Genomic DNA, 18,614 nt, shown 5'->3' with positions numbered 1-18,614 from the left:
CATTGGAAAAGGGCATCAAGGTGCTGTTTATCGAGTGTCTGAAGAGACATGCGTTAAACTTTACGGAAAAACTGAACATGCAAATCAGGAAAAAAAGGTTCTTTTATCAAGTCAAGACTTGCCTTTTATTCCGAAAGTCTTTGAAACAGGACCAAATTATATTCTAATGGAATATCTATTAGGACCAGATTTAAATACGTTTCTTAAAAAACAACCTGTACTTTCCGAGGACATAACAAGACGATTACTCTATATATTGAAAACAATGGAAAAATCAGGCTTCAAACAAATTGATGCCCCACTACGACATATTATTGTAACCAAGAATGGTTTTAAATTAGTCGACCATGTGTACTCTTTTTCACGTGAACAAAAAAGACCTCTCGAGTTATTTAAAGACCTGCGAGAAAGAAATTTTTTAGATACTTTTTTAGAACAAGTGAAGGCGTTAGATCCCGGTACGTATGCTGAATGGACAAAAACACCAATCCCATTAGATGAAAATGAAAATACCCTTGTATAGTCATAGTTAGGCAAAGATTGAACTTTTTATTATGAGTAAATAAAAACTCTGGTGAAAAGCAAGGTGACACTTGTTCCCGTCCATTATTTCCAAATAGAAAACCTTGTTTTTCATCCCCCTTATTCAGTCGGGAAAGTATATGGTTCTCGTTGTCTCGTTACTGCACATGCAGTGACAGAGGACTATTGATTTACTATTTTTTTCCCTTATTTAAAATAGCATTGCCATAGATAGCATTCCCTTTCAAAAGTAAAAAAGACTTGGCACTTGATTTATTCAAGAACTATCCACCTTCAAAAAATGAAATCTTTTTTGTGCTAGTTGACAGCTCATATACGAGTTAAAAAATCATGAGGTTTGAAGCGAAAAAGGATTTCATGTCATTGGTGGATTAAGAATGAATTGTAAAGTCAATCCCCTCGGGGTTATGATCTTTGCTCTGTTGCCGTAAAGGATCGAAAGTATCAGTGTATTGGGAGTGAATTGATAGCAGGTACCGAAAGTGTAATCAGTATTTCGACTGGAACGCTTATGCCGGTGGAACGATAATAATGAACTTACCCCAAGTCGTCGGGCGGGGGCAAAATCTTGGTGATAACAATCCTAACGTTGATTTTGAGCAAGATAAAGAGTGGATTACAGTAGGACCTGACGCTAATACTCCGATTAATCAAGCTTTAAATGAGAATTTATATGTTGCATGGACTGATTTTAATCTTCCAAATCCAGGTATTAGGATTCGCTTTTCAAAATTTAGTACTGGTGTGACGTTAAATCCTATTATTCAAAGTACAACTATTGTAATCTGGTGCTAATGCTGCTTTTGGAGCCTTCCCAGTCGTAGATTATCGTGGAAATATATACATCTTTTACGAGAGTCGTTTACCTAATTCATTTACTCAACTAGGTACTCCAAATCGACTATTCGCATGGTTAAGTCTACTAATGGTGGTACAAATCAGAATGTTTGAAATACCTCAAGAAGCTATAGGATCAGACGGTACGATTTATGTAGTGTGGAATGCTGGTACAGTTGTTGGCCCCAGAACCTATATTGATGTCTTTTTAGCATATAGTCAAGATGAAGGAAATATATGGAATAATGAAAAGGTCACAAATAATTTATCCCATTCATATTTTCCATCGGTAACGATGAATTGCAACGGAGCCCATATTCAATATAACCGTTTTAATGATCCTAATGGGGTTGGCGGTGTTGGTAATGGAACATTTTTGAATATTTACAAAGATTTTCTATTCTTATACTGGTTTAAGTGAAGAAATGATGGTAAGTACTCAGTTTTCTCCAGTGCCTATTACAAATCCTAGTCCTGGTGGTGTTGTTGCTCGATGTTATATGACTGAATATAATCAAGTTATCGCAGGACCCGGAAGTTGCTTACTTCACTCTTGAGGTAATAATCGCAATACTCTAAATACTCGTATTAACCCTGAAGTCTTCTTCAGATTAACAGCTCCAAAGAACAATGATTATGATCATGATGATGATTAAGAAAGGCATGCTAAAATAGGATAGGTTGTACCACCAATTTTTTGTCCTCTTTTAATAAGTTCCTTTTATTTCTTCTAGTAGTCTTTCTCCACTTATTCCCTAAAGAACAAAATTCCAACCTATGTTTCACTTATAATCTCTGTATCTGTAAACGTCAAGTAGCCCCAAAACATTCTACATGAATGGTGTATGTCGAGGCTACTATTTGTTCATTTCATTTTTTATAAGTACTCTACATTTTAAGGGTAAATCAGATGACCAAGAATACACTTTAGCATTTTATACTTATAAGGTCTTTTATTACTAATAGTAACCCGTTCGTAAAACTACACTTTTACGAACGGTTCTTTTTTTTATAAAATCAACTCATTTTCACGTTCGTTAAAGTTGAAAAACACTTTATGAACGTTCGTGATTTTACAATCACTTTTACGAACGCTTTTGGTAGAATAATAGGAAAGTAAGTAGAAAAAGGAGTAAAAAGATGGAAGTTCGTAAATTCGGATACATAAGAGTTAGTAGCAAAGATCAAAATGAAGGACGACAACTTCAGGCCATGTTAGAAAAAGGTCTCAATGAACGAGATATCTTTTTAGATAAACAAAGTGGAAAAAATTTCGATCGAGTTCATTATCAATTATTAAAACGCATGATCCGGAAAGGGGATGTACTTTACATTCATTCACTGGATCGCTTTGGTAGAAACAAAGAAGAGATACTCCAGGAATGGAATGACATCACGAAAAATATACAAGCAGATATCGTGGTGATGGATATGCCTTTGTTGGACACCACTCAATTTAAGGATAGTTTAGGGACCTTCATCGCAGATCTTGTTTTACAAATCCTTTCTTGGATGGCGGAAGAGGAACGGGACCGTATTAGAAAACGGCAGCGTGAAGGAATTGATGCGGCTTTGCAAAACGGTGTGCCTTTCGGCCGGCCGAAAACTCAAGTAATGGAAGAGTTTAAAGAAGTCTATGATTTATGGAAAGCAGGAGAGATGACAGCCGTTAAAGCCATGGCGGTATTAGGCGTTAAAAAGACGACTTTTTACAAGTTGGTTAAGGAATATGAAAAAGAATTTAAAAAGATCACTATATAATAGAAGAAACTCGTCAAAAAATTAGTCGGCCATCCCTAGATATTTCGCTTCATTGTGGATGATACCCATCCTGGGTGAATGAAGCATATACACTTTCAGCCCTCCTTTTAGAAGTCGCATGAACATCAAAATAATTAACAAAATTAAAATCAAAAAAAGTGTCAAACAGCAAAATAAAGAAGAACCGATTAATACAGCATTGGCGGATGCTTTGGAAAAACTGAAATTCGATAAATAAATGGAACTATTTGCATTCCTCTTTCCATGGAAATTGTCACACAGATTATGTACGCCAAATAAGCGCGTGATGTTCGAGAAAATGGAATAGAAATAAACAAGAGTTGCAGCTTGTTTTACTGAAGCAGCAACTCTTTGTTTTATAAGATGGGATATAGGAAATCCCATACATTTTAACTCATTATTTTAATGGTTGTCCTTCAAATGCGTTAACAATTAAAGGTGAAGAGAGGAATTCTTTAGCTTTACCAACAAACGAGGTAAAGTGCTCACTTGAATTATGGCTTGCAACCGCTAGATGATCTTGCCAAACTTCAACCATTGTAAACTCATTGTCTTTTTCTGTAGCTTTGTGAAGATTGTAAGAAACATTTCCACTTTCCGCTCTTGAAGCTACGATTAGCGGTTGAATCTCCTCTAGAAATGCATCTTGTTTTGCTGGGTTAATATTGAATACGGCATGAATGATAATCATTAAACGTCATCCTCTCATTTTTTATGCATAATAAACTTAATATATAATTAAAGTAAAAATAACATCTCGGTTGAAATTTAATGAATGGCTTCTTTACTTCCATTGTGCGACTTTATCAATTGGAAGACGAACTGATTGATGGCCATTATCTGCTGCTTTACCGATTGAAATTAGCATAACTGGTACGTGCCGATCTTTTTCTAATCCAAAAGCTTCTGCGATCTGGTCTTTTTCATAGCCACCGATTGGATTTGTATCATAGCCATAAGCACGAGCCGCAAGCATCAGTTGCATGGATACAAGACCACCATCAACTAGAACGACCTCTTTCATCTCTTCACTAGTGATTTTTTCGAAATATCCAGTAAATGAGGCTAATATGTTTTCTTTTACTTCTAAAGGCATAAGCCCTAAATCTACAGCTTTACCGTAGATTTCTTCGCCGTTATCAAAATTGTTCATATCACCAAATACAGCAATTACTGCGGAAGATGTTTCGACTTGATTTTGGTTAAAGCGAGCAAGAGGTGCAAGTGTTGCTTTTCCCTCAGGACTATCAATTACAAGGAAGCGCCATGGTTGCATATTAACTGATGAAGGAGCAAGTGTCGCTAAGGTAAGTATTTTCTCCATTTCTTCCCTACTGATTTTTACGGATTTGTCGTAATTTTTTATGGAGCGGCGTCCTGTGACAATTTCGTTGAAATCATTTGTTAATTGTGCTGTAGTAGTCATAGCTGATAGTCTCCTCTTTTTAACTTTAGTAGTTTAATTTAAGCAAGTGTTAGACTTGGCTTATATTTTTTTGAATGCGTGTCAGCATATCTGTTAACTCTTGACGTTCTTCTTCTTTAAAATCTTTAAGCATTAAAGTGACAAAACGAGCCTTTTCAGCTTGGTAGAGAATAATCTGTTTGCGACCATGATCTGAAAGACAGACAAGAGTAAATCGATTATCCTCCGGATCTTTGCGTCTTAAAATCATCCCAGTCGCTTCAAGTTGTTTTAAATGCCGGGTAATCGCTGCACTGTCAATGTTAACCTCTTTTTGAAGTGCTGTTTGACTAATTTCATCAACTTGATAAAGCTGATATAAGATATCATGTCTTGATTGACTAATGCCTGTACAACTTTCAAATTTTGAACTTATCTGTTTGTTAAGGCAGTTCATTTTATATAAAATAAAAGATTCATTACACCATGAATTCGTCAAGAAACACCCTCTTTTCATACGTTAGATAAAATAATTGATAGCTCAATAGTTGATGCGTCAATTAATATACTATACCCTAAATAATAAAGCAAGTTTTTTAGTACTGCAACTTTTGCTTAAATATGATCTAGACCAGAATGTTGCTCTATCTCCTTTTTAATTAGGCAATCTTTTCAAGAAAGCTCATTAAACCTTTGGAGCTTTTAGCCAAGGTATAAGTATGATAATCACAATGTTATAAAAACTGCCCTTAAATAAGGTGGAAAAGTTCATCTGATAGTCGTAGACCAAGACTATTCTTCGATTTATGTGTCATAATACAGAAAAGGAAGGAGCGAATGCTCCATCCTTTTCTGTATTGCTACTTCAATCAATTAAATTTGATTGAGTACGATGCCTGTAAATGATATTCAAGTTCTTTGTCAGTTATGTGTGTGGAGATTTAAATCTAATGGTGTAAGTGCAATGAATGGGCTCCTATTATCAATAAATCCAGCTAGACATAAAACAGAAGGGTTAAGTTTAGAACCATACTTTTCACATCTCATCATACATAAGGAAATACATGGGGATAAAGTATTCGTACCAATAGATTTAAAGAGAATTTGGAAACGTTTATAGCAATGAAAAAAAGCAACCGTTTGGATATAAGACGGTTGCTTTTTTATAAACTGTGGCATAGGAGTTTTATAATAGTCCTCTCGGAATTCCTTCGCAGGGTGCAATACTGAATATGAATTTACAGGCCCAAGTACGGAAGTTCAACATTTGTGGTTTGCTCTATTTACTATGCTCAATATAAGGTTATCAGAAAAGTGAGCTCATTTTAGTTTACATAATACTGATTAGAGGAAATCAAAAAGCACATGAATTTCATAGGATTCGAGGGATTTCCCATGTAACTTGACCGTTGGGGACAAACTTCAAAACAGTTATACAGATTTTTACTAATTTAGCACATGGAAATTATTTGTAAATAATATTATGTTTCTGAAGTATGAAAAAAGGATAAAAAATTCAATTATTATTAACTGAAAATTCTTAATTCGCACAAAAATAAGTGTATAATATTAAAAACAGTTATCTAAGTTTGCGGGTTACTATTTCTTAATAAGGAGGCGATACTCTTAAACATGTATGGAAATTTAAAATATTAGTAGGGTGCAGAAAAGGAGAAATTTATTAGTCTAGAAAGGAATTTAATCAGCTACAGTAGCCAATGCGGGTTTAGGTATTGTGTTAATTAATTAATACATATTTTAATTGAATACAACACGAAATGACTCGCTAAAGGGTTGAACAAATCCTGTTGAAAGCGGTTTAATTTTATAACGTTGAACAAACCACATCGTTAAAAATATTCTTTATAAAATTTGATAAGCTCCCCCAGCAAGTAACACTACATAAATTTGACCTTCCGAAACTAGTGCTGCAATAGGAGAGCGAATCCCAATAAAATAAACCTTGAACGACTTGGTGGGATATATACAAAAAAAATCACTATATACATACTGGAGGTTTTAGGATGAAAAAGAAAAAAGCATTATCCGGCCTGATGGCTGTGAGTTTACTAACAGTAATTCCGTGGAGTTCTGGACATGCTGAGAAACCTCAATGGACAAATGTGAATACATATGAGGAACAGGACGGAAGCAAGTTTAATAGCGAAAACTATGACTTTGTGAAATTTTCACAAATTGGTTCCAAATTAAAAGAGATTGAAAAACTTTCAAACCGTGTGAAAGTTGAAGTCCGTGGAACATCAGCTGATGGAAACCCACTCTATGTTGTCACAATTGCCGACCCAACAACACAAGGGAAGTTCGGAAAAGTGAAGGCACTTAGAAAGCAAATGTTTAAGAATCCAGGCAAAGCTCAAGAATGGGTTGCCAATAATCCTGACTTTAAAGTTCCAATCATGATTAATGGTTCTATTCATGGGACTGAATTTGTCGGAAGCGATGCAATCCTTCAATTAATTGAACGTTTTGCTACCCAAAATGATGAAACAACCAAAGACGTTTTAGAGAATAATATTCTTATTTTCAATGTCGTACAAAACCCTGATGGACGTATTGATGCCACCCGCTTTAATGGCGAAGGAATTGACATAAATCGTGACTTTATCACTCAATCGCAGCCAGAAACGAAAGAGATGGTTGAGCTCATTAAAGAATGGAACCCGATGGTGTTCCTTGATACTCATGGTTATGTGAAGGATTATCAGCCAAATCTGCAGGGGTTAATTGAGCCTTGTACGCCACCGCATAATCCTAATTACGAGTATGACTTATACGGAAAATGGGCCTATAAACAGGCAGAAGCGATGGAAGCGGAAATAATGAAGGATCATGAGAACTATTCAGGATCCTTGTATCAAAACATGAAAGGTACCTATATTCCGCTGCGCGATGACTCCGCTGGCTGGGATGATTACCCACCAATTTTCACACCAATGTATGCGATGTATCATGGGGCTTACGGTCATACATTAGAAGCTCCAACAAATGATTGGGACGGCGTACGATGGATGTATAATTCGATTATGGGAGCACTGAAATTTGCAACAGCTAACAAGCAATCCATGATTACTGATCAAATTGAAGTTTTTAAAAGAGGAATTAACTTTGACCATCCTTTTCATAAGGAAGGGTTATTTCCAAAAGCCTACATACTTCCACTAGACCCTAAGGATCCGACTGTTACGAATAAGGCTGTAAATCATTTGATCAATAATGATATTGAAGTTGTTCAAGCTGTGAATGCATTTGAAGCGGATGGAGTGTTATATCCAAAAGGAACTTATCTCGTTGAGATGGACCAGGCGAAAGCCGGATTAGCAAACACGATGCTCTGGGATGGGGAAGACATCACGAACGATACCCCAGCAATGTACGACATTTCCGCATGGAGCTTACCGGAGCTTTGGGGATTCGAGGCAGTAGCCACACAAAATGCTATTAAAGTCACTGCAACGAAAGTAAACCAGATTACAGGTCAAGGCAAGGTTTCAGGAAAAGGACCGTTTATGATTCCGAACAGCTCTGTCCAATCGGTAAATTTAGTAAATAGATTGCTTAAGCAAGGAATACCTATTGTACGTGATGCACAAGGTAACTTCTTTGCAAAAACAGTAGCTAATCAGGTATCAGCAGCGGTGAAAGAATCTGGGTTACAGGTTGGAACTGCCGATGTACCAGCAGATGCAGTGGCTATTACGTCTTTAAAAGTGGCTATATTAAAGGATGGAGGTATGGGTAAACAGAAATCACACGCAGGAACAAAGCTTGCTTTGAAAAGACTAGGTTTTGATGTGACAGAAGTTACGCCAGTCGAAGTGGCTAAAAATCCCCTTAACGGTTTTGATATTTTTGTCTATAGTGGAACGGAAAGTCTCATTTCTACTAACCTTTCCGAAGCTAATAAAGAATTTGGATTACAGAACGCCGGGCAACTTAATGCGTTTAAAGACAATGTTACAAGCTTCTTAAATGAAGGAGGCAAATATATAGCTGTAGGTGCTGGTGCATCTAGAGCAACTAAGACACTCGGTCTTACAGACGACATCATTAATGTAGGAGGTTCCAACAGTAATGGTATCGTAAAAGTCGATTATGAGGGAACTGGTTTAACAGCAGGTTATGGAGAAAATGATATCGGATTTGTCTATCGTCCAACATGGTTCACGGATACTGATAATGATGAAATTGTCGCGACCCTTGCAGATTCAGATAATTTCTTCGTAGCTGGTCACTGGAAAAATAACATAACCGCCAAGGGCCAAGCCGTAATCGTAAAAGAACAGAATAAAGATGTAACTCTTATTGGGTTAGAAGCAGGTTTCCGTGACCACCCGGATTACTTGTTCCGTCTTCTATCTAATGCAATTTTCGAAAAATAGTAGAAATAGCCAAAGCCGGATTCAGCAATGAATTCGGCTTTGGCTATTTGAAAAATGCTGAATGCTTGGACTGAACTCATTACTATTAAATCATCTGTTGCAAAAACCGCTGAAGGACGATTAATAAGTAGTTTTTTAGCCGATTAAAAATGGTGACTACTCTTATAATTCACAAGCTGGATATGGATTAACTAACCAGGAATCATTACAGATGAAGTTAAATGATTGGATTAGCGAACAAAATAATTAACTTGCAAAGGGGGCTGTCTGTCTCCTTTTATGTTTTAAACAACGTATCGGCCCTAGGAGGTTTGTACGGGTGAGTACACCTAAGGAGTGGAGATGGTAAACAATTTATCCTTGCGTAAAATATCTTTTTTACGTACCATAAGTTGATCTTAACGTTTATTTATAAAGGAAAAGATGAAAAATAGAGTCTCAGCCCTAGCAACCTGTAACTTTTTGAGATATTTTGCACTTTTTTATCTTATTTCTGTTTGCTTTTTACAACTTAATTAAGAAAAAGCTGGCTTTAAAGACAGCTCTGATCTTAAGCTAAAGCACTCGTTAGTCGAACAAAAAATTTCTTTTCATAAAGAGTGTTTGAGGAAAGAGTCTTTACATAGAAAAAGGGTTTGGGGAGCCTCTAAATTTGATGAAAAGGGTAGTTTTGCTTTGAATATTGGTGCTTCTCTAACAATTGGGGAATATTTATTACCTAAAATACTAGGGGAATTTAAAACGGAATTTCCCGAAATTGAGGTAACATTAAAAATTGGAAGTACACCGTCAATACTCAAACAATTAAAAAAAGATGAAATCCAAATTGCCTTAGTTGAAGGAGAAGTTGAAGGCGGAGAATATAAAGTAAATAGATTTGCCGAAGATGAGGTTATGGTTGTTTGTTCCGCTAATCATAAGTGGAAGGATTGGGAAAAAGTATGTATAGAAGAAGTAATGGCTGAAAAAATCATTTGGCGGGAAGAGAATTCTGGAATCAGAATAGTTGTAGAAGATATACTTAAGAACATTCAAGTGTTTGAACAATTAAAGATTTATATGGAATTCGGAAGTACACAAGCAATCAAAGGAGCAGTCGAAGAGAACTTAGGGATATCCATTTTATCTAAGCTCACACTAGAAAAAGAAATAAGAGAGGGTTCATTAAAGGCTTTATCAATCGAGGGCATAGACTTTAAAAGGAACTTGTGGATCGTACAGAAAAAAGAGTATATTACAAAGGAACTGGTCAAAGAGTTCCGTAATTATTTATTTCAGCGAATCGGGCTTGATTAAACGTTTTGGGCATATTTACCATTTCAGGGTGGATTTTATCCTTTTTTTGTTTCTTTCCATTTCTGCAATGAAGTACATCATTTGGAACGTTCTTTGCCCGTAAAGGTTCATTGAGATCCTTCAGCAGTGGCATCTTTATCTATGCTTAGCAGATTTGCAATTGGACGACAAGAACTGGTTGAGATAACAAATACACTTTCAACTTAATAGATATTCGCTAATACATATAGAGTTCATATGGATTGACGTGATGATAAAATGAATGGGTTAATACTCTAATATCTTCCGGGGTCAATTTCTTCAACCAATATGGAATGATGATGACGATGGAAGGATTAAATTGACTGACAAATTCCCGCTGCTAATCAAAACCACTAAAAAGGATTAATTTGAGGGAAATCTATTGGGATTGTACCGGTTGGAATGTAAGTGATAAAGATACGGAAAGATTAACAGCTTGCTATATTTTATCGACACCTACGATATTTCTAGAAGTAGGGAAGTATTTAGGTTCTTTTAAGACACCTGTAGACTGGATATGGCTCTGGGATTAATAAATATACCCTATTACCCTATTATGACAAAGGAGAGCCACTAGATGTTCCTTATGACTTAACAGAACTAATGGTTCAACTCGGGAAATTTTCTTTGAATATGTGGAATGGATATAAGCAATTTAATTTGTATTATTGCATGAATAGTTTGGACGAAAAGCATTATAAGGTTCTAAAATGTGCTATGGATATGAGAATTAATTGGTGATCATAGAGTTAGAGTAGAAGAGGGCATAATTACCCTCTTCTTTTTTTAACTTAGTTCTAATTGTTAATTTCAAAACCTTCACTAAAAGTATTAATTTGGAAAAACAAAAGGTTATTTGGGATATTTTGCCGAAATATACATATTGTTAGTAAATATGCGCAAAAGGGAGTAGGATTAAGTTGAAGAAAATCATTGGAGTTTTGTTAGCGGTTGTTTTTGTTTTAAGTACGTTATTTCCATTTATAGGTGGAGATAGCGTTAGCGCTGCAACTGGTCAAGGTTTTAAGGTATCTAGCCCAGAAGTAGTTAAGGAGACAGTATATGAAGACCTTGCAGTAAATAAGAATGGTACAACGAGAAGCTTAAGTGCTAAAGAATCTCGTGAAATACAAAAATTAGCAAAGAAAGAGTATTTTAAAAATCAGAAGAAAAATACTATTTATACAAAAAAGGGACAGTCTAATTTAAATAATAAAGGAATGGCAGCTAAAGCTAAAAAACCAGTTAATTACGTGAGAGTAGCTCACGAAACGGTATATAATGGTACAAAAGGAACTATTACGATGTCGTCAAGAATTGATGCAATGACCGGAGAAAAACCAGTTGTCATATGGACAGGTGCAAAACTTTACAGAAGTAATGATCAGTATGGTAAGTATAGATTAGTAGACAAATTTGATACGGAGTGGAGAGGTTCAGAGTTAAAAGTTGGTAAAAAAACATCTAAGACCTACAATAATAAAACTACGAATTTTTACCAAAGCCATCATAAAACTACTGTGGGATGGAACAAGGTTGGGACAAGGACTAATGAAGGAGTAACAGAAGAGGTATTAGTCAATAAAAAGACAGTTCCCGATCCTGAGATCACAAATTTAGACAATAATACATCGATGTGGATTCCTACAAAAGCTAATATACCGGTAGTGCCACTAAAGGACAGAACAAAAAGAAAGAGTGGACTAGCTAAAACATATAAAAATTGGTATATCAAAGAATATGGAGATCCAAAATGGGACGCAGATTCATGTACATCATGAAAAGCCATTAGAATATGGTGGAACGAATTCGATGTCCAATCTATTTGCTCTACCTAAAGACTTTCATATAAAAGAAGTTACTCCTTGGTGGAGAGCATATTAATTTGATTTGGAGGGAAAAGTGAATTGAGTCATTTCATACAAAACACCCTAACAGGACTTAAAAAATTGTTGAATAGCAACGACCAAATGAAAATAATATCATACGAAGGGGAAGTTAGAGAGATAACTTGTTCTTTTAATTCCGAAGCTGCTACAGCTGAAATTGAAAAGTTTGAAAATGAAAATAGCATCAAACTTCCTGAAGACTACAAGGAGTTCCTAACACTCCATAATGGAGCAAGAATATATGAGTCAATTGAAGAGGACGGTGAAAAACTAGGCGATGGTCTTGAGATATTTAGCTTAGACGAAATAAAACAATATCAAGAAATTGAATATTTAAGTGAACATGGGATTCCGATTGCACATCTGTTAAATGATTGTTATCTCATACTAGATACAGAAAAACTAAAGAGTGGGGATCCAAATTACCTTAATATTTTGGAGTTTACAGAACTTTCATCTCTAAATCTTAATTTTGAAATCTTTTTAGACCGCTTTATTATTTCACAAGGTGAAGCGTTTTGGAGCTGGCCTATATACACAGCTGAAAACTACTATAGAACTAGGTAAAATAAATAATAAGAGCGACTGCTAATTAAATGCAGTCGCTCTTTTATTTGGATATTAATTCGACTCGATTTCAAATATCACTGTTTGTGTATGTTTAGTTTTGTTTGTTTCGTAAATAAAAGAGTCTGCGGGATCTTTTAGTTCAGACTCTTCTTTATATGTATTTACTTTAGATGACTTTACATTCAATTGAGAAGAACAACCAATTAGCATTAAGCCAGCAAGTAAAATGACAGCATATTTTTTAATCAAGCTTACAGCTCCTTATTTGTTTGTTAAAAGCATAACATGGAAAGATATCACTTTTGTGTCGTATTTTGAAAAGAAGAGGACAAATATTTAAAATCAGATGAAAAGAACAATTTAAGGAAAAGGGAGATTTAACACTCTCTAATTATTAATTTAGTTGTTAATCTTTTTCTTCATGTAATTACCATATTAGGGGAGATGTATAAAATAGAGGAACAACTGAGGAAAGAGTGGGAGGTCACAGTTTCACCTTTGCCATCTAATGATAGATGGGAAGGGAGGTGACCGCATGATACATTTTCTATTGAACATTATAACAGATATTGGTAAAGACATTATAGTTGCTGTAGCAACCAGTCTGATCATATCTGCGTTCAGTAAGAAAAAGAACCACTCCGCCCTCCAAGATGGAAATGGTTCTTCTTCTAATTAAGAGTTATTAGTTGTGACCAACCACTCTTGCTAGTTGTCACCCTCATGTTACCAGCATGGGGGTGTTTTTAGTTTATGTTAATATAAGGATAACATACCCTAATTTTAAAGTAAATATTCATACACTGTAAAGGAGAGTAAGTGGTCTCTATTATTTGTTCTAGAAAATCAACACTAATGTTTAACAAAGCCAAAAAAAGATACGGCAGGTAGGAAATATAAAACTGGCGGCTATCTATTTGGGTACTCTGAATAATCAGAGTGCTTTTTTGGTTCTAATAGATTAATATATAGTAGGTACTCTTTACTAAATGAGAGAAAATGGGGAAATCAACATGAAGAAAAGTTTAATTTTAGCAGCAGGCGTTATCTCAATTGGAATGCTTGGTGCATGGATGCAAGAAGAAAAATATGTGGAAATAAAAACAACGGCCAAGGTAGAACCGACAGATGTTGAAGAACTTTCTCCGGAAGAAGTTGAAGAAATTCAAGAATCTGAAGAAATGTCTGAACAAGAAGATTCCGGATCATTTGAAAGTGAGATTAGTTATTATGCTGATGCTTTTGGTGGTGGCGTTGAAAAGGAAAATGCTGATGTAATGAAAGAAGAAGGTTTCTCAGCTGAGTATTACTACTATGGAGAAGCCCAAGCATTTATGAATGTGTACGAAGATTCTCTTGATGTACGAGATAGTATGAAAGAAGACTTCAATAACCTTATGGCTCTATCCTACATAATACAAAATGAGCAAGGTAAAGTTTTAGATGGCGTTACACTGCCTAAAGGAACAGACAAATGGGAAGTACATAAATATTGGAATCCACCGACAGACAGACAGAAACAAGCTATCAAGTACATGAGCTTAGTGTTTAATGATCTTGATATTGCCGTAAATGATTTAAAAGGAAACGACCTATCTGGCTACACATACCATTCTGATGGGAAGAAAGTAGAAGAACTTGAAAAATTCATCAGTCAAAAATAATTGAACGCGGTTTTGAGAAAAAATATACCGCTAGAAAATATTGGGAATATTCGAGAGGTTGGTTAATCTCAAAGATGTGAATTGGCTCGATAAAATGTACGATAAGTATTACAACAAGGGAGATATCCCGAAAAATGAAAATGGGGAAAATCACATGAAGAAAAGTTTAATTTTAGCAACAAGCGTTATCTCAATCGGATTTATTGGTGCATGTATGCAAGAAGAAAAACCAGAAGAAAAAGTTAAAGCAACAGCATCAGTCGAAGTACATAAACCAGTAAAAGTTTCAGAACCAGAGGAATCTGATTACTCAGATAATTTTGAAAATTCCGTTTCGCGTGAGGAAGCTATCACACCGGAAATCAAAGCAATGGTTAAAGATAATTTCGAGTACTTTGACAAGATTGTAAACAACGATTACTTCTACAAATCTCGAAATGCAGATCCAAATGATCCAATGTTCGACTTAGGTAAAGAAGATGCTTGGCTAACTGAAGAAATCAAATCAGAAGTGGAAAAAAGAGCTGATGAAATTGAAGATTTGTTACCAACGAAGAACGCTAATCTTGATAGAGATTTGTATATGGCTTTAGGAGAAATGAGAACAGGATTTGAGTATGTAAATGATGGAAATATCTACATAACTTATAGAGTCCTTTATGGCTTACATACTGGTATGAATGGATATAAGCATGTTGATAGAGATGAAAATGGTAGAAAAAGATTTGATCCAGAAGGAAATTGGACAGCAACTTTTACAGATGAAGAAGTAGGTTATTAAAAGAAGAAATCGTTCGGTATTTGGAAATCAGTTCCAAAGCTGGCGCATATTGTTGTATATACGATTTACATAAAAAAATGAGCCTACAATCCTGAAAAGTGAGCTAGAAAAAGATTGATTCTCTGATGAACTACAGTTGTTACTGTGGTTTTTTTCGTGGATGTTCAAATGGTCGGCTTACCGGAGATTAAATAATGATAAAAAACCTGTAGTTTTTTGTCTAGTTGTAGAAGAAGGAGCATTAAGCTGGATCGGTGTCTGGACATAATCTACCCATTCCAGGGTGGAGTATGTCTATTTTCGCTTTGTCTAAGCGTAAAATTTATAGGATATGAGGTCTGATACTTATAGACTGACTACTTTACTTGAAATTGATGAAGCCCGGTGGTAAATTTTTATTCATTTTGCTTCAGCTAAGGTATGTTTCCCATACAGTATTAATAATTCTTTTATCTGGAGTCACAGTAGCGGGAGTGCTTTAATCCCTCTTTTTGTAAACAATATATTAATAGGAAGAAATACGGCTAGATTAACGTAAACAAATGTATATACTGTTAAAAAGTTTGTTTGCAAAGTAAGTAATATAGCAATTTTTCCTTATTGGAAAAAATAACTTCATTGTTAAATTATTGTTATTACCTTATAATTTTCTAGAAACATATGAAAAGTTATGAATAGGAGAAAAGTATGAAAAAACTGTGGACCATTTTAGTTTCATTTACGTTGTTAATTAGCTTATTCCCGCAATTAGCATCGGCGGCACCAAGCAAGAATTTTGAGAAAGAACTTACAAAGTATTTAAAAGAGGTAAGCCTTGTCAGGGGTTTTGAAGTGACGAAGGATGATATTGAAACATCACTTTCTTTTTACGATGAAAGTATTGAGAACTTTGAATCTATTGGTGATCTAAAAGAAGCCTTGGGCGAAGTTATTAAGGCTGATTTGAGTAATTTAGATGCCATTTATGAAGATTATAATCTAACTAAAGAGAGCCTAATTAATCTATTACACGAAAATGGCGAAGAACTAGACGATTATATCTTTATCTGGGACCTCGATGAAACTGTTTATTTCTATACAGAAGAGACAGAAGAGGGCGATTTTGAACGCGATCCGAACTTTGACAAAGAATTAGTCAATTATTTAGCCAAGGTTAGCAAGGAAAGAGGCTTCCAAGTAACACAAGAAGATATCGAAGCGTCATTGAAACCCTATGATTTTAGCACGGAAGAATTTGAATCTGTCGAAGAGCTTAGCGAATTCCTAGGTGACGTCATAAAGGCAGATCTAAGCAACTTAGATTATTTTAATGAGACTTATGGATTGGATAAACAAGCCTTGCTTCAAATGTTAGAAGAAAATGGTGAAAATATTAATGATTATATATACATAGATAATCTTGAAGAAACTGTTTGGAACCTTACTGGCGGAGGGATTGATGGCGAAGTTGCCGAAGATCTTCTACCTATTTTCGAGCAAGAACTCGGTCTAACGGAAGAGGAACTACAGCGGCTTGAAGACCACTTGGTGTCTTTGGAAGACCATCTTTCCAACCCGGAAACAGTCAAGCAACTTGAAGAATTGGGCAACCGCATGATGGCTTTCGAGGAATTTGATGTAGCAACCGAGCTTACAGCCGAACAGATTGCTGAAATGGCCTCAATCTATGAAGAATTACTTTCCATCTTTAAGCTTAATGTTTCCTATTCCCTTGTGAAAAGTGGCTCGGAATCACCTGTATCCCTTTTGGATTTAATGAAATTGGAAGAATTGAAGGGTGCTAACCTGAAAATATCGATATATAATACTGACGGGAAGTTCTTGGCTGATCTGTTAATAACAGGTGATATGGTCGATTCTGATACTCTTACTAATGCAGGCGGACAAATAAAGGAATCTGCGAAAGATGTACAAAAGACCATTGAAAAGGCACCAGTTGCTAAACCAGTAAAACAAAAAATCAGTGGCCATACTAATTCAGAACATCAAACCGTAAAAGGGGCTAAACTGCCAAATACCGCTTCCAATTATTTGCCTAGTGCCCTTTTCGGACTATTTCTTGTCTTGTTCGGAAGCTTGATGTATCGAAAAATCAGGAAAGCTTAATATGAAAAAATTAAAGAAAAAGCGGTTACTGCTGCTTTCTTGTACAATTGCCATCATTTTTTTGGGGGTTTGGTTTTCTACATCCAATATGTATAAGTTTGCAAAAGGCTACTTTCTTTACAAGACTCATGCTCCAAGTAGCCAAGTGAATGAAACTGTACAGAAACCATCAAGTGATAAACCAACAATTGATAAAACACCAAGTAATAACACAACAAAGAAAGAGCTATATCCTGTCCGCCCTAAAACGGGTGAAGAAATCGGGGAGCTTTATATACCCAAACTAAAAACAAAACTCCCTATTTTCCATGGCACAAATGAGGATGAATTGGAAAAAGGCGTTGGTCACTTTGCAGGAAGTGTGTTACCTGGTGAAAATGACAATTCCGTACTTTCCGGTCATAGAGATACGGTATTCCGTAAACTCGGGCAAGTGGGCGAAGGAGATTTGTTGATAGTAAGAACATCGGCAGGAGAGTTCACATACAAAGTCAACAAAGTTCGAATTGTGGATGAGGATGATCGAACCGTAATCGTACCAAAGCCAAGGGCAACGCTAACCGTCAGTACCTGTTACCCTTTTGATTATATTGGGTCAGCACCTGAACGCTATATCCTTGTCGCGTATTTAACTTCAAAAACAGTAAGTTAATCAAATGTATTAAAAAAAAAGTCCCAATAAGGAAACCTATTGGGACTCTTTTGATTTTATTTCTTTTTAGAAAGAAAAGCGAAGATGATATCACTTCCTCCACTTTTAAACCAATTAGAAAAAACACCTTTCACGGTGTTTTTTCATTGCCAATTTATTTATATTGTTAAACTATTCTTATTGCTCGAAGTGCCCGATGAAGCGGATTTTAATATTTTATGATGGTAAATATAAGAGCCGGCTATCAATATATACCCGATAATGAAAATCAGCCATCCACTGGCAGGGTCGCCCACTGAAATGCTTGAATACATAGCCCCCGTCAAATCAAATACAAAACCGGCATAAGCCCATTCCTTGACTCTCGGAAAGCCAGGAATAAGTATTGCCACGACACCTAATAATTTGGCAATCCCAATAAAGGGCAGGAGGTAGGTAGGATAACCTAAATGATTAAATAAAGCGACTGCATCGGGAACAGACATTATATCCGGAATAGAACCCAAAACCATTAGTGCCACCAAAAGTCCTGTGAAAATCCAATATATAATTTTTGTTTTTTTCATTTATTCTCATTCCCTCCCTTAGATTGACATTTTAATCATATTCCACTTTTCTTTTTTTAATGCATTCTAAAAAATCTTAATCGTAAACAGTTGTGTCGCAAT

16 protein-coding genes and 1 pseudogene are annotated in these 18,614 nt (G+C 35.6%); 12 read left to right on the top strand and 5 right to left on the bottom strand.

Annotated elements, in window-relative coordinates:
- From ACZ9AO_RS24540 to ACZ9AO_RS24525, 4 genes and pseudogenes are all read left to right on the top strand, one after another.
- A pseudogene (locus ACZ9AO_RS24540) lies at window positions 1-523 on the top strand (hypothetical protein); the annotation flags it as partial.
- Window positions 524-1,074: 551 nt separating this feature from the next.
- Window positions 1,075-1,338, top strand: coding sequence for a hypothetical protein (locus ACZ9AO_RS24535; RefSeq protein ID WP_476110935.1), 264 nt, complete (start codon window positions 1,075-1,077; stop codon window positions 1,336-1,338).
- Window positions 1,339-1,486: 148 nt separating this feature from the next.
- On the top strand, window positions 1,487-1,801 hold the full coding sequence (locus ACZ9AO_RS24530; RefSeq protein WP_476110933.1) for a hypothetical protein: 315 nt from the start codon (window positions 1,487-1,489) through the stop codon (window positions 1,799-1,801).
- Window positions 1,802-2,520: 719 nt separating this feature from the next.
- Window positions 2,521-3,141, top strand: a complete 621-nt coding sequence (locus tag ACZ9AO_RS24525) for a recombinase family protein (protein ID WP_476110932.1) — start codon at window positions 2,521-2,523, stop codon at window positions 3,139-3,141.
- Between the two features lie 418 nt (window positions 3,142-3,559).
- On the opposite strand, the gene ACZ9AO_RS24520 is transcribed toward ACZ9AO_RS24525, so the two are convergent.
- From ACZ9AO_RS24520 to ACZ9AO_RS24510, 3 genes are all read right to left on the bottom strand, one after another.
- Window positions 3,560-3,853, bottom strand: coding sequence for a putative quinol monooxygenase (locus tag ACZ9AO_RS24520; protein ID WP_476110930.1), 294 nt, complete (start codon window positions 3,851-3,853; stop codon window positions 3,560-3,562).
- A gap of 93 nt (window positions 3,854-3,946) precedes the next feature.
- Window positions 3,947-4,588, bottom strand: coding sequence for a nitroreductase family protein (locus ACZ9AO_RS24515; RefSeq protein WP_476110928.1), 642 nt, complete (start codon window positions 4,586-4,588; stop codon window positions 3,947-3,949).
- Between the two features lie 49 nt (window positions 4,589-4,637).
- A complete protein-coding gene (locus ACZ9AO_RS24510; protein WP_289349504.1) occupies window positions 4,638-5,066 on the bottom strand; it encodes a MarR family winged helix-turn-helix transcriptional regulator in 429 nt (142 codons plus the stop codon).
- Window positions 5,067-6,591: 1,525 nt separating this feature from the next.
- Between ACZ9AO_RS24510 and ACZ9AO_RS24505 the strand changes: the two genes are divergently transcribed.
- The 4 genes from ACZ9AO_RS24505 (at window position 6,592) to ACZ9AO_RS24490 (ending at window position 12,740) form a co-directional block, all read left to right on the top strand.
- Window positions 6,592-8,967, top strand: a complete 2,376-nt coding sequence (locus ACZ9AO_RS24505; protein ID WP_476110926.1) for a M14 family zinc carboxypeptidase — start codon at window positions 6,592-6,594, stop codon at window positions 8,965-8,967.
- Window positions 8,968-9,570: 603 nt separating this feature from the next.
- Entirely contained in the window at window positions 9,571-10,263 is a 693-nt protein-coding gene (locus ACZ9AO_RS24500; protein WP_476110924.1) for a LysR substrate-binding domain-containing protein, read from the top strand.
- A 941-nt stretch (window positions 10,264-11,204) separates the two neighbouring features.
- Window positions 11,205-12,065, top strand: a complete 861-nt coding sequence (locus ACZ9AO_RS24495; RefSeq protein ID WP_476110922.1) for a hypothetical protein — start codon at window positions 11,205-11,207, stop codon at window positions 12,063-12,065.
- A 126-nt stretch (window positions 12,066-12,191) separates the two neighbouring features.
- Window positions 12,192-12,740: an SMI1/KNR4 family protein gene (locus ACZ9AO_RS24490; protein WP_251542658.1), complete on the top strand. Its 549-nt coding sequence runs from the start codon at window positions 12,192-12,194 to the stop codon at window positions 12,738-12,740.
- Between the two features lie 54 nt (window positions 12,741-12,794).
- Here the strand turns inward: ACZ9AO_RS24490 and ACZ9AO_RS24485 are convergent, their stop codons facing one another.
- Complete coding sequence (locus ACZ9AO_RS24485) at window positions 12,795-12,992, bottom strand: hypothetical protein (protein WP_476110920.1); 198 nt, start codon at window positions 12,990-12,992, stop codon at window positions 12,795-12,797.
- A gap of 764 nt (window positions 12,993-13,756) precedes the next feature.
- Between ACZ9AO_RS24485 and ACZ9AO_RS24480 the strand changes: the two genes are divergently transcribed.
- The 4 genes from ACZ9AO_RS24480 (at window position 13,757) to ACZ9AO_RS24465 (ending at window position 17,946) form a co-directional block, all read left to right on the top strand.
- Window positions 13,757-14,407 (top strand): hypothetical protein, encoded by a 651-nt coding sequence (locus tag ACZ9AO_RS24480; RefSeq protein WP_289349509.1) that lies wholly within the window; start codon window positions 13,757-13,759, stop codon window positions 14,405-14,407.
- Window positions 14,408-14,561: 154 nt separating this feature from the next.
- Window positions 14,562-15,188 carry a hypothetical protein gene (locus tag ACZ9AO_RS24475; protein ID WP_476110918.1) on the top strand — a complete coding sequence of 209 codons (627 nt, stop codon included), beginning with the start codon at window positions 14,562-14,564 and terminating at the stop codon, window positions 15,186-15,188.
- Window positions 15,189-15,875: 687 nt separating this feature from the next.
- Complete coding sequence (locus ACZ9AO_RS24470) at window positions 15,876-17,294, top strand: processed acidic surface protein (protein WP_476110916.1); 1,419 nt, start codon at window positions 15,876-15,878, stop codon at window positions 17,292-17,294.
- Window position 17,295: 1 nt separating this feature from the next.
- Complete coding sequence (locus tag ACZ9AO_RS24465) at window positions 17,296-17,946, top strand: class D sortase (protein ID WP_251542668.1); 651 nt, start codon at window positions 17,296-17,298, stop codon at window positions 17,944-17,946.
- 158 nt (window positions 17,947-18,104) lie between these two features.
- Here the strand turns inward: ACZ9AO_RS24465 and ACZ9AO_RS24460 are convergent, their stop codons facing one another.
- Window positions 18,105-18,512: a DoxX family protein gene (locus ACZ9AO_RS24460; RefSeq protein ID WP_476110913.1), complete on the bottom strand. Its 408-nt coding sequence runs from the start codon at window positions 18,510-18,512 to the stop codon at window positions 18,105-18,107.
- Window positions 18,513-18,614 lie beyond the last annotated feature (102 nt).

This window comes from Peribacillus sp. TE19612 (genome assembly GCF_056279465.1).
Note: the sequence above shows the minus strand (reverse complement) of the source record. Positions and strands in the feature narration are given on the sequence as shown.

Bases quoted from the DNA above. Each gene is read 5' to 3' on its own strand.
- ACZ9AO_RS24535 (WP_476110935.1), top strand. From the start codon at position 1,075: ATGAACTTACCCCAAGTCGTCGGGCGGGGGCAAAATCTTGGTGATAAC.
- ACZ9AO_RS24530 (WP_476110933.1), top strand. From the start codon at position 1,487: ATGTTTGAAATACCTCAAGAAGCTATAGGATCAGACGGTACGATTTAT.
- ACZ9AO_RS24525 (WP_476110932.1), top strand. From the start codon at position 2,521: ATGGAAGTTCGTAAATTCGGATACATAAGAGTTAGTAGCAAAGATCAA.
- ACZ9AO_RS24520 (WP_476110930.1), bottom strand. From the start codon at position 3,853: ATGATTATCATTCATGCCGTATTCAATATTAACCCAGCAAAACAAGAT.
- ACZ9AO_RS24515 (WP_476110928.1), bottom strand. From the start codon at position 4,588: ATGACTACTACAGCACAATTAACAAATGATTTCAACGAAATTGTCACA.
- ACZ9AO_RS24505 (WP_476110926.1), top strand. From the start codon at position 6,592: ATGAAAAAGAAAAAAGCATTATCCGGCCTGATGGCTGTGAGTTTACTA.
- ACZ9AO_RS24480 (WP_289349509.1), top strand. From the start codon at position 13,757: ATGAAGAAAAGTTTAATTTTAGCAGCAGGCGTTATCTCAATTGGAATG.
- ACZ9AO_RS24475 (WP_476110918.1), top strand. From the start codon at position 14,562: ATGAAGAAAAGTTTAATTTTAGCAACAAGCGTTATCTCAATCGGATTT.
- ACZ9AO_RS24470 (WP_476110916.1), top strand. From the start codon at position 15,876: ATGAAAAAACTGTGGACCATTTTAGTTTCATTTACGTTGTTAATTAGC.
- ACZ9AO_RS24465 (WP_251542668.1), top strand. From the start codon at position 17,296: ATGAAAAAATTAAAGAAAAAGCGGTTACTGCTGCTTTCTTGTACAATT.
- ACZ9AO_RS24460 (WP_476110913.1), bottom strand. From the start codon at position 18,512: ATGAAAAAAACAAAAATTATATATTGGATTTTCACAGGACTTTTGGTG.